The organism is Streptomyces sp. NPDC003379, assembly GCF_053589195.1.
The window spans coordinates 1-8,054 of record NZ_JBSFRK010000104.1 but is presented as its reverse complement, the minus strand read 5'-3'; the positions used below and the strand labels follow the sequence as shown (position 1 = coordinate 8,054).

Below are 8,054 nucleotides of genomic sequence, written 5' to 3'. Positions count from 1 at the left end.
CACGGCGCCCGAGTCGCGCAGGATGTGGTCCACCTCGCCCTGCGTGAGGCGCCAGTTGACCGGGACCAGGACGGCGCCGGCCTTCGCGCAGGCGATTCGTCTTCGTACACGTTCCCTCGTGTCCTTACCGCGCGTTCCATGCGAAGCCGCCGGAGACGGAGCCGTTGCTCGGGACCTGGAACGGTCCGAAGTTCAGCGGCGGGTGGTGGTGGTGGAAGTCAGGGTCGGGGTGGCCGAGGTGGCCGACGGCCGGGGCCGGGGCCGTGGCATTGGCCGGCGCGGGGGCGGCGCCCGCCGTGCTCGCGCTCGCGCCCGCCGTGCTCGCGCCCGCCGTCAGGGCCAGCGCTGCCAGCGACATCACGGCCGCGGAGCGAAGAAGCGAAGAGAACATAAAAACCTCCAGGAAGCCTGCCGGGAATGCAGGGAAAGGAACTCATTGCAGCCTATCGATGCCAACCGCTCACACGAAAACTGTAAATGCCGTATTCCCCCGAACGAACCCGCAGGTACACCAGCCTAAAAGCGCATGAATACGCGCATGGTGTGGCGACTGTGCCAGGCGTCGGCCCGAATTGTCGGTACGGTAAGCACCGCTTACGAAAGGAAGAAACGGGAGGCTGAAGCGTATGACCGGAATTCGGTGGCGGGGCTTTTGGTCGCTCCGGGCGGCGGCGGTGCGTGCGGGGCACAAGGCCGCGGTGACGGGGGGTGCGACGGGAGGTGTGCTGCTTTTCCTGGCGCTGCTGGGCGGCGGCGGCGCGTCCCCGGCATGGGCGGGCCCACCGCCCCCCGTACCGGCGCCGCCCGCTCCGTACCGGGTGCCGCCGTGGCCGGTGCCGACGCCCGGCGGCTGGCAGCAGGCGTCCTCGCCACTTTCGAAGGCGGCCGACTCACGGCCCACGGGAACGGCCGACCCGCGCCCCAAGGGAACGGCCCACCCGCGCCCCAAGGGAACGGCCCACCGGATGGTCGCCGCCGTCAACCAGTCCCGCGCCGACGCGGACTGCCCGCCCGTCCGCCTGAACGCCGCGCTCACCCGCGCCGCGGAGGCCCACAGCGCGCACATGGCCCGCCAGGGCCGCCTCACCCACACGGGGGCGGGCTCCAGCACCCCCGCCGAGCGCGTACGGGCCGCCGGGTACCGAGCCCGGAGCACCGCGGAGAACATCGCGGCCGGGCAGGACACCCCGGAGGCCGCGGTGAGGGCATGGGTGGACAGCTCCGCACACCGCGAATCCCTGCTGACCTGCGACTTCACGCACGTAGGTGTCGGTGCCGAGTCCGGAGGGGGCGGCCCTTGGTGGACGCTGGACCTGGCGGCGCGCCGCTGACGACGACGTCGATGGCGCGCGGTCAGTGAGGACGACCGGCTGACCGGCTCCGCTCAGGAGAGCCCGCCATCCCACCACCACGCGACACTCGGCGCCCCTTCGATCGGCCCCGGCCGCGTGTCGGACGGCTCGGACGCGTACGCCAGTTCGCTGAACTCCATGTCGTCCGGCCAGTGCCCGAGGCTCAGATAGCGGGGCACACGCATCCCCCACTCGTTGTTGCCGCGGATCCCGTACCGCAGTCCTCGTAGATACGACCGCAGATCGGCGCCGGCCGTCGGCCGGACCTGATCGTGCAGGTCGAGGAAGCGCCGCAGCACCCGGTCGCGCAGCCCGTTGGCGGCCTCCACGGCCTCCTGCAACGGCATGGACCGCTCGGCCATCAGCACCGTATAGAGGTTCTGGTCGGCCTGGTTGCGGCTGAGCTCCTTCACCAGGGAGTGCCGGTCGTTGTCGAGCGCGGCGACGAGGATCGCCATCTCCGTCAGCGCCCGCACGGCCGGCCGGTGCATCTCGCGGTCGGGCACCTCGGCCCCGGTCGCCAACTCCAGTAGCGCGAACGTCGGCTCGCCCCCGGACGACAGCAGCCGCATCGCGAGAAAGTCGTCGAGCCCCGGCATGTGCCCGGCGGCCTGGTTGCCGACCTGCCAGGCGACCCCGGCCAGCCACGCTTGGTGCCCGCGCGCGAAGCGCCGCACCTGAGTGGGCGGCGCGAAGGAACGGAACCGCCCGACGATGTCCTGCAGCGCAGCGATGTACGGATCCTCCCCCACGGCCGATGGCGCCTCGCAGGCCCGCTGCACCTGACCGGCCAGGGCGTTGAACTGCGCGGGCCGACTGCTCAGCGGCCCGGAGTCACAGCGGGCGTCGTCGAAGGCGAACCCCCAGTACACCCACAGGGCCGCCGCCAGCAGCCGGTCGTCGTCCTCGGCATCCGGGGCGAACCGCGCGAAGAAGTCGGCGCTGTGCGTGGCGATGACCCACGCCTTTTCCCGTTCGGTGGCACACATGCCACTCGCCCGGATCCACTCCACGGCTCGCCGCTCAATGCGTCGGACATGCGGATGAACGGCGGATTCCAGCGGGCAGTAGAGCGGCGGCAATTCCACGTCGGACACGCGATGGGCCATGACGGACACACACCTTCCCTCAAGAAGTCCGGAAGGTGCCGATCATCGACAAACGCACGCGGCTATCTCGACGAGCCATGCCCCAAATCCCCAGCTGTCAGCCAAAAGAGACGCCAAGCACCCCCGACGGTTGACCCCGCACCCGCACCCGCACCGCACCCGCGCACCCCGCAACGGCGGAAATCACCACACGAGAGGTCCCGAAGGCACCCGAAGTCTCGTCGTGATCATCACAAACCTCTGCTAGCGTCCCCAGCGCTTGATCCACTTGGGACACCAAGTGGCCTTGCCCGACCAGGCGTTCCGAGCGGGCAACCACACCACACCACAACGCACAAACAACGAACAACAAACAACGAACAACGGGGATCTGTATGCGCCGTACCAGCTTCAGGAAGACACTCTTCACCGGAGCCGCCGCCGTCACCATCGCGCTCGGCGGATCACTGCTGATGGCGCCGAGCGCCTCGGCCGTCGGCTCGTCCGCGTGCACGAAGAACATCGCGGACGAAACCTGGAACGTGACCAACCCGTTCCGCTCCACCATCCAGAACGGGCCGGGCTACAGCTACGCGAACAAGGAGGAGCTCTACGCGGGCGCCCCCTTCCGCGTCTACTGCAAGACGAAGAAGTCCGGCATCACCTGGTACTACGGCAAGCACCTCAACGGCGGCATAAAGGGCTGGCTGGACCACCGCGCCTTTGGGGACTTCGGCACCTGAGGCTGAGGCACACATGCCCCGGCGCCTGCCTGGCGCAGGCTGAGGTCGTGGTTGGGGCCACCGCGCACCTCGTCGGCGTCGTGCTCGTCCTGGCCGTCGTCCTCCCAGTAGCAGACGTCGCAGATCTCAAAGGCTGCGCGCTCGCCCAGGGTGATGAAGCCACAGCACGGACAGCGATACGGCCCCTCCCCGGCGCTCCGACGAACAATCATGAAGGTCACTTCTGCATACTGCGGCAGGCCCGTAATGTGCGCTGCTCGCGTGCCGGTCCGGGCTGGCTGGGCAGCAAAGAACCCCTGGGCCCATGGCCCGGGGGCTCGAAGAATCGGGACGCACTCCTGTCGACCATGGTTGTCCGCGCCGAAGGGCACCCGGTCGGGCACGACATCGTCGAGCGGTCAGCCAGGGCAGGCCCTCTGCCTGCGGTGCGACCGGTTCAGACCTGGCTGAGGTCGATCTCCACGGCGAAGGGGGCGGCGGCCTTCACGACCCCGGTGAAAACGTCCCCGTCCCGATAGGTCTTCGTCGCGGGGTCGAGTAGGTACGTATACACCAGCGGCATGCCCGTCGCGGCCTGCTCGATCCGCCAGTAGAAGCCAATGCCGGCCTTGGCGTACTGGTCGACCTTCACGATCCGGTCAGTGGTCTCGGAGCCCGGCGACACCACCTCGGCCACCAGCAGGACGTGCTCGGGCCGGGTGGGCGTGACGTCGATCGTGTCCGCGCGGTAGACGATGACGTCGGGGCGGCGATTGGTGAGCGGGACGTCCTGCAGGCGGACGTCGAAGTCCGTGTCGGCGTTCCAGTCGGGGCCGGCGGCGGCGTCCAGGGCGTTCGCCAGGAACCTGGCCAGCCGGTTGTGCCGCTTGGACGCGCTAGGGCTCACGACGACCATTCCGTCCACGATCTCGATGCCGGCGCACTGCTCCTCGGACCACGACTCGTATTCCTCCGCCGTGATCTGCTCGTGCATCCACGCCGGGGCCACCATCTCGGCAGTCACAACATGCCTCCCGGACACTGTGCGGCGGGCCCGATCCCGCTGATTCAGCGTACTGTCCCCACCTCGCGGACGCGTCCTCCGAGCGAAATCGCACAGCAAGAAGGCCCGGGTCGATGACCTGGGCCTCAACTGCGGAGCGGGTGACGAGAATCGAACTCGCATTCTCAGCTTGGGAAGCTCGGTTGGTCTAGGGAGAGTTGGGCGCCTGACCTGCGGGGGAGAGGCTTCCGGGCCCTCGTCGCTTGTGCTCCGTTCCCCGCCCTTCTCCGTGGCGCCCCGACCAGCCTGGCACGGATTCGGCACGGGTTTCAGAGGTGCGGAGTCTTGAGCTTGTGGCCTCACGTTTCCTGCTTGGTTGTCTGCTGGCGTCCGTCGTCGTCCGCTGCTGTCCACCCCTGTTGGTGTCAGGCGTTGGTGTCACCCGAAGGAGGCGCCCTGAACAAGCCCAATGCGGCGTACCAGGGCGCTGGATCACGCGGTTCCCACGCGGGCCTCGCCTCCGCCGTGCGTTGACCACCGGCTAGTTTGATGACCATGCTCAGTCAGGTTCTGACGCTCGTTGGCGTCTTCATCGGTGCTCTGACCTCATACCTCTCGACGACGATGGCCGAGCGCACTCGGCACAGGCGCACGCTGGAAACCCGCTGGGACGAGCGCAAGATCGACACTTACATCGAGTACTCCTCTTGTGTGAAGGAGATGATCGAAGCTGGGAAGCGTTCCCGGCAGGCGGAAGAGGGTTCAGAGGCGCACCACAATTACCTTGCTGCGATGGAGGAAGCGGAGCGGAAGCGAGCAGTACTGTTCGAGGCACTCGCCTTGTTGGCGTCTCCAACGGCAGTGCAGGCTGCCGACGCAGTCAATCGCGCTGTGTGGAAGCACCTGGACGCCACCCGCAGGCATGTGACGACTCCTGTCGTAGTGGGCCTCATCGACCTCATGAACACGTTCCACGAAAAGGCTCGGCACGACTTGGGAATCCCTCAGAATGACGCCTTGCGTCACCTGCAGAGCCGGACGCTGGCTACGGACAACCCGTAGCTGCCCGCTTCCTCCACCCACCACTCTCCCCAGCTCCCATCCCATCTGCCGTCGACCCACACACCGTGGAGCGGGCGTGGTTCCTGGCGTCCAGGTGGAGCGCGCCACTGTACGAACGACCTGGTCGCCAGGGGCCCGCGTCTGCTCGGCTCTGCCTGGGGCGATGACAGACGGGATGGGAGCCCCCGCGCACGCCACGATCGGCCGGCACGCGCAGACGGCGCCCCCCCTCCATCCTGAGCCTGAGCGCCCCCGCCGGAGGCATGCTTGGACCGCGGCCGCGCTATGCGGTGTTCGACTCATGGCCTCCGGCCCTATCCATCTGGAGGAGCGCTCTGCGGGTGCGGATGCGGCCCTCGTACAGCCGCTCTCAGGCTTCATCTGATGCGTCGGCGTCGAGTGCCGGGGAGATCGTGCGGAGTGCGACCGCTACCCATCGGTCCGCCTGTGGTGCCGAGTAGGCGTCGAAGGATGCTCGTAGCTGTGGTCCGGGGTGGTCGTCCGTGGTTGTGGGTTCCGTCCAGCACTCGCACCAGTAGCCGCGGCGAGGCTTGCTCATCGGCATAGTTGGGCTCCGTGGCCGGCCTGGGTGTAGAGGGCTGCGGTGACCGTGAGGCCGTGGTCGCTGTCGTGGACGAGGACTCGGTGGGCGATGGCGCTGACCATGTCCAGGCCCCGGCCGTGTTCCGCCTCCTCGTCCTGGTGCTGGGCCTCGGGGGCGGTTCCTGTACCTCCGCCGTCCGTGACCGACAGGGCGACCATCTTCGGCGAGACCTCGATCATCAGAGTCGGATCCTGACGGGCTGGAGGCCACCGTTCGCCGGGCCCGGCGAGCAGCCTCGGCCGACAAGGCGGGCGAGCAGCCTTCTGGCACGGATCTGGCACGCGGCGAGTAATCAGCGAGGACAGCAAAAAGGCCCGGGTCGATGACCTGGGCCTTCTTCGTGGAGCGGGTGACGAGAATCGAACTCGCACTCTCAGCTTGGGAAGCTGATGTTCTACCACTAAACTACACCCGCGAAACGTGCCGCCAGAAGCGGTGTCGTAACGTCGCACACTCTACCTCATCACGGGCCCCGGGCGCTCTCGCCGCGGGGCCCGTGTGCTGTCCGGGAGGTGGATGCGCCGTGCGGCGGGAGGGAGTTGGGGCGTACCGTGGACGGGCCGTAGGCGGGTCGTGGGCCGTGGTCGTGCCGCTTGGAGTGGCGTCCCTTTGGTGTCGTAATGTGGGCTTTCGTGCGTTGAGGGGCGGAGAGGGAACCAGCCTCCGGCGCACTGGTTCAGAGACGGCTTTGGGGAAGGGACTCGAGGACTTGATGGAGCGCACCGTCGTCCGATGTGCCGAAGGGCACGTGTTCAGTACCGCGTCGTTCCCGATGCAGCAGGCCGGCCGGCTCGGTCCCGGCCGGCTCATCCGCTGTCCGCGCTGCGCCCGGCTCCGGCACGCCGTGCCGGTGAGCCTTCAGAAGCGGTAGCCCACGGGGACGGAGACGGGCACGGGGACAACCGGTACGGGCGCGCGGGGACGTCGCAGTCGATGAGATTGTGGCGGGCCCGCGCGCTCTGCGTATCCTCGGTGCGTGCTTCTCTCAGACAAGGACATCCGGGCCGAGATCGACTCCGGACGAGTGCGGATCGACCCGTACGACGAATCCATGGTGCAGCCCTCGAGCATCGACGTGCGGCTGGACCGCTACTTCCGGGTGTTCGAGAATCACCGCTACCCACACATCGACCCCTCCGTCGAGCAGGCCGATCTGACGCGGCTCGTGGAGCCCGAGGGCGATGAGCCGTTCATCCTGCACCCGGGGGAGTTCGTGCTCGCCTCGACGTACGAGGTCATCGGCCTCCCCGATGACCTGGCGAGTCGGTTGGAGGGGAAGTCCAGCCTCGGGCGGCTCGGGCTCGTCACGCACTCCACCGCCGGGTTCATCGACCCCGGTTTCTCGGGGCACGTGACCCTGGAACTCTCGAATCTGGCGACTCTGCCGATCAAGCTCTGGCCGGGCATGAAGATCGGGCAGCTGTGCTTGTTCCGGCTGACCTCGCCCGCCGAGTCGCCTTACGGCTCCGAGCGGTACGGGTCGCGTTATCAGGGGCAGCGCGGGCCGACCGCCTCCCGGTCCTTCCTCAATTTCCATCGGACACAGGTGTGAGCAGCGGCGTGAGCAGTGATGTGAGCAGTGATGTGAGCAGCGGTATGAGTGGCGGTATGAGTGGCGTGCGCGAGAATCTTACGTACGAGAAGTTCGGCCGCGCCGTGCGCGAACTCGCGCAGACCGTCGCCGACGACGGGTATCAGCCGGATGTGGTGCTCTCCATCGCCCGCGGTGGCGTCTTCGTCGCCGGTGGGCTCGCGTACGCGCTCGACTGCAAGAACATCCATCTGGTGAATGTCGAGTTCTACACGGGCGTCGGTACGACCCTCGAAATGCCCGTCATGCTCTCGCCCGTGCCCAACGCCATCGACTTCACCAACAAAAAGGTGCTCATCGCCGATGACGTCGCCGACACCGGGAAGACGTTGAAGCTCGTGCACGACTTCTGCCTCGATCATGTCGCCGAGGTGCGGTCCGCCGTCATCTATGAGAAGTCGCACTCGCTCGTGAAGTGCGAGTACGTCTGGAAGCGGACCGACGAGTGGATCAACTTCCCTTGGAGCGTCGAGCCGCCCGTCGTGAAGCGGGAGGGTCAGGTTCTCGACGCCTGACCCGTCCGTCTGTTTGTACTCGGCTGTACGTGAGAGAAGGGCCCGGAGGAGGGGGATTGATACGGGCCCATCACCAAAGTTAGGAAGAGTACGAACAAGTAAGTGGGTAGGTTTGAA

10 protein-coding genes, 1 tRNA gene and 2 pseudogenes are annotated in these 8,054 nt (G+C 67.5%); 5 read left to right on the top strand and 8 right to left on the bottom strand.

Annotation, left to right across the window (positions count from 1 at the left end; translation table 11 throughout):
- Together ACWDVB_RS39920 and ACWDVB_RS39915 are read right to left on the bottom strand one after the other, a co-directional pair.
- A pseudogene (locus tag ACWDVB_RS39920) lies at positions 1-96 on the bottom strand (AMP-binding protein); the annotation flags it as partial.
- Positions 97-124: 28 nt separating this feature from the next.
- Positions 125-391, bottom strand: a complete 267-nt coding sequence (locus tag ACWDVB_RS39915) for a hypothetical protein (protein WP_451519956.1) — start codon at positions 389-391, stop codon at positions 125-127.
- A 235-nt stretch (positions 392-626) separates the two neighbouring features.
- On the opposite strand from ACWDVB_RS39915, the gene ACWDVB_RS39910 reads away from it, so the two are divergent.
- Complete coding sequence (locus ACWDVB_RS39910; RefSeq protein WP_451612054.1) at positions 627-1,331, top strand: CAP domain-containing protein; 705 nt, start codon at positions 627-629, stop codon at positions 1,329-1,331.
- A 53-nt stretch (positions 1,332-1,384) separates the two neighbouring features.
- On the opposite strand, the gene ACWDVB_RS39905 is transcribed toward ACWDVB_RS39910, so the two are convergent.
- Entirely contained in the window at positions 1,385-2,461 is a 1,077-nt protein-coding gene (locus ACWDVB_RS39905) for a terpene synthase family protein (protein ID WP_451519954.1), read from the bottom strand.
- 374 nt (positions 2,462-2,835) lie between these two features.
- Here ACWDVB_RS39905 and ACWDVB_RS39900 point away from each other — a divergent pair, with 374 nt between their 5' ends.
- Entirely contained in the window at positions 2,836-3,183 is a 348-nt protein-coding gene (locus ACWDVB_RS39900; RefSeq protein ID WP_451519953.1) for an SH3 domain-containing protein, read from the top strand.
- On the opposite strand, the gene ACWDVB_RS39895 is transcribed toward ACWDVB_RS39900, so the two are convergent.
- Together ACWDVB_RS39895 and ACWDVB_RS39890 are read right to left on the bottom strand one after the other, a co-directional pair.
- Positions 3,111-3,395 (bottom strand): CPCC family cysteine-rich protein, encoded by a 285-nt coding sequence (locus tag ACWDVB_RS39895; RefSeq protein ID WP_451519957.1) that lies wholly within the window; start codon positions 3,393-3,395, stop codon positions 3,111-3,113. The two genes, ACWDVB_RS39900 and ACWDVB_RS39895, sit on opposite strands and share 73 nt — an antisense overlap.
- Positions 3,396-3,619: 224 nt before the next feature.
- Positions 3,620-4,186, bottom strand: a complete 567-nt coding sequence (locus ACWDVB_RS39890) for a Uma2 family endonuclease (protein WP_451519952.1) — start codon at positions 4,184-4,186, stop codon at positions 3,620-3,622.
- Between the two features lie 534 nt (positions 4,187-4,720).
- On the opposite strand from ACWDVB_RS39890, the gene ACWDVB_RS39885 reads away from it, so the two are divergent.
- Positions 4,721-5,227 (top strand): hypothetical protein, encoded by a 507-nt coding sequence (locus ACWDVB_RS39885; RefSeq protein WP_451519951.1) that lies wholly within the window; start codon positions 4,721-4,723, stop codon positions 5,225-5,227.
- Between the two features lie 373 nt (positions 5,228-5,600).
- Here the strand turns inward: ACWDVB_RS39885 and ACWDVB_RS39880 are convergent.
- From ACWDVB_RS39880 to ACWDVB_RS39870, 3 genes and pseudogenes are all read right to left on the bottom strand, one after another.
- Positions 5,601-5,786, bottom strand: a pseudogene (locus tag ACWDVB_RS39880) (hypothetical protein); the annotation flags it as partial.
- A complete protein-coding gene (locus ACWDVB_RS39875) occupies positions 5,783-6,010 on the bottom strand; it encodes a hypothetical protein (RefSeq protein WP_451519950.1) in 228 nt (75 codons plus the stop codon). The gene ACWDVB_RS39875 and the pseudogene ACWDVB_RS39880, both read right to left, overlap by 4 nt.
- Positions 6,011-6,172: 162 nt before the next feature.
- Positions 6,173-6,246 (bottom strand) — tRNA-Gly (locus ACWDVB_RS39870).
- 561 nt (positions 6,247-6,807) lie between these two features.
- On the opposite strand from ACWDVB_RS39870, the gene dcd reads away from it, so the two are divergent.
- Both dcd and ACWDVB_RS39860 read left to right on the top strand, forming a co-directional pair.
- Positions 6,808-7,383, top strand: a complete 576-nt coding sequence (gene dcd / locus ACWDVB_RS39865; protein ID WP_451519949.1) for a dCTP deaminase — start codon at positions 6,808-6,810, stop codon at positions 7,381-7,383.
- A gap of 56 nt (positions 7,384-7,439) precedes the next feature.
- Positions 7,440-7,937 carry a phosphoribosyltransferase gene (locus tag ACWDVB_RS39860; RefSeq protein WP_451519948.1) on the top strand — a complete coding sequence of 166 codons (498 nt, stop codon included), beginning with the start codon at positions 7,440-7,442 and terminating at the stop codon, positions 7,935-7,937.
- Positions 7,938-8,054 lie beyond the last annotated feature (117 nt).

Coding starts and splice junctions, on each gene's coding strand:
- ACWDVB_RS39875 (WP_451519950.1), bottom strand. CDS start 6,010: ATGATCGAGGTCTCGCCGAAGATGGTCGCCCTGTCGGTCACGGACGGC.
- ACWDVB_RS39905 (WP_451519954.1), bottom strand. CDS start 2,461: ATGGCCCATCGCGTGTCCGACGTGGAATTGCCGCCGCTCTACTGCCCG.
- ACWDVB_RS39895 (WP_451519957.1), bottom strand. CDS start 3,395: ATGATTGTTCGTCGGAGCGCCGGGGAGGGGCCGTATCGCTGTCCGTGC.
- ACWDVB_RS39915 (WP_451519956.1), bottom strand. CDS start 391: ATGTTCTCTTCGCTTCTTCGCTCCGCGGCCGTGATGTCGCTGGCAGCG.
- ACWDVB_RS39900 (WP_451519953.1), top strand. CDS start 2,836: ATGCGCCGTACCAGCTTCAGGAAGACACTCTTCACCGGAGCCGCCGCC.
- ACWDVB_RS39860 (WP_451519948.1), top strand. CDS start 7,440: ATGAGTGGCGTGCGCGAGAATCTTACGTACGAGAAGTTCGGCCGCGCC.
- ACWDVB_RS39910 (WP_451612054.1), top strand. CDS start 627: ATGACCGGAATTCGGTGGCGGGGCTTTTGGTCGCTCCGGGCGGCGGCG.
- ACWDVB_RS39885 (WP_451519951.1), top strand. CDS start 4,721: ATGCTCAGTCAGGTTCTGACGCTCGTTGGCGTCTTCATCGGTGCTCTG.